General features: G+C 62.0%; 2 protein-coding genes. Both read right to left on the bottom strand.

Annotation, left to right across the window (positions count from 1 at the left end):
• Nucleotides 1–850: DUF368 domain-containing protein (locus ACMO6A_RS02150; RefSeq protein ID WP_418470716.1), on the bottom strand; the 850-nt coding region annotated here is incomplete at its 3' end.
• A gap of 237 nt (nucleotides 851–1087) precedes the next feature.
• The coding region (locus ACMO6A_RS02145; protein ID WP_418470715.1) for an amino acid permease at nucleotides 1088–1665 on the bottom strand (578 nt) is incomplete at its 5' end.

Genomic DNA, 1665 nt, shown 5'->3' with positions numbered 1-1665 from the left:
CGGCGCCGCCGATGAGGAAGAACACGATGCTGAACGTGTCGAGGCTCATGGCCGGCTGCGGCTCGCTCAGCGTGAGCGGCCCTTGCGTGATGGAGAACAGCGACCCCAGCATCATGCCGATGATGGCGTAGATGGTCTGCGAGCGGAAGCGCTCGAGGCACATTCTGATGAGTCGGACGAACAGAAGCATGCCGCATGCGATGCCCGCCGCGAACACCATCAGAATAGGCAGGTAGGACAGATCGAGCCCCATCGTCGCGCGCACCGCACCCATGATGGGCACGTACAGCCCGAAGATCAGCAGCAGCGTGGAGCCCGATATGCCCGGCAGCACCATTGCGGAGATGGCCGCCATCGCCGCCAGGAACACGTACGCCACCAGGCCGAGGTCGAGGCTCTTCGCCGCAACGTCGATGCCCTCTCCGCTCACGGGGCTCAGCAGCGTCACTGCCACGACGAATGCGACGCCCACGACGGCGAACGCGAGGTACGGCAGCCGTTTACGCAATGCGTCCAGCTCCTCGCGCACGACGATGGGGATGGCGAACACGATGAATCCCATGAACAGCGAGCTGACCTCGTAGATGTGCGTATCGAAGAAACTGGTCAGCACGAGCGCCGACAGCCCGAACCCGATCGCCCAACCTGCGCCCAGCTTCAGCAGGAAGCGCACGGCTGCGAAGCGCGCAGCCCTCGCGCCGTGGAACAGGTCGTCCAGCGAGCCGATGAACCGGTCGTAAAAGCCCAGCAGGAAGGCGACGGTGCCGCCCGACACCCCGGGCACGCTGTCGGCCAGGGCCATGCAGAACCCGCGGACGGAGTTGACGATGAGTTCGGTAAAGCCCTTCACGGATGACTCCCTTTCGGTTTCCAATGTGAACAGCATGGCGTATTCGCAGGGGAATCCTCGAGTCGTACACCGATCGATGGAGGATATTCAGACCGCTTAAGATTCGGTAAAGCCCGTGTAAAGGGAAGGTAAAGCCGCAGCGTTTTCGACGAATCGGGTCTGATGTGCAAGACGACCAAAAAAAGCCCGGGGCCGTAAGCGGCCTCGGGCTTCGCGGTGATCGCAATCGTGCGCGCTCTAGATATGGATGTTCCCGAACGTGATGACCGAGTAGATAAGGCCGGCGATGCCGAGCGCCAGCACCACGGCCAGGATGACCTTGTCCGACCGCTTCTCGAACAGCTTCGCCTGTCGGTCGTGCTGGCGCACGCCCACGATGTACAGCGGCAGGCCGATGGCGTACACGATGCAGGCCACCATGAGGTAGTTCAGGCCGGCCGCGTAGATCAGCCACAGTCCGTACAGCGAACCGGCCGCGCCCGTGAACACGGCCATGCCGCGGCTGGCGAAGATGCCGGACGGGTACTCCTTCTTGACGGCGATCTTGAACAGGAACAGCGTGCAGAAGAAGTAGCACGGAAGCGCCATGACGCTGGTGATGCTGATCATCGTGGTCCAGGCGTTGTTGCCTATGAAGAACGAGATGATGAGCACCACCTGCACGACGATAGTGGTCCACAGAAGGGATGTGGACGGCGAGCCGTTCTTGTTCTCCTTCACGAACATTTTGGGGAAGATGCCGCTTTTGGAGGCGGCCAGCGGCATCTCGCCCAGCATGAGCATCCAGACGAGCCAGGAGCTCAGCACCGAGACGA

The sequence above is a fragment of the Eggerthella sp. genome (genome assembly GCF_048329335.1).
Taxonomy (GTDB): Bacteria; Actinomycetota; Coriobacteriia; order Coriobacteriales; family Eggerthellaceae; genus Eggerthella; species Eggerthella lenta.
Note: the sequence above shows the minus strand (reverse complement) of the source record. Positions and strands in the feature narration are given on the sequence as shown.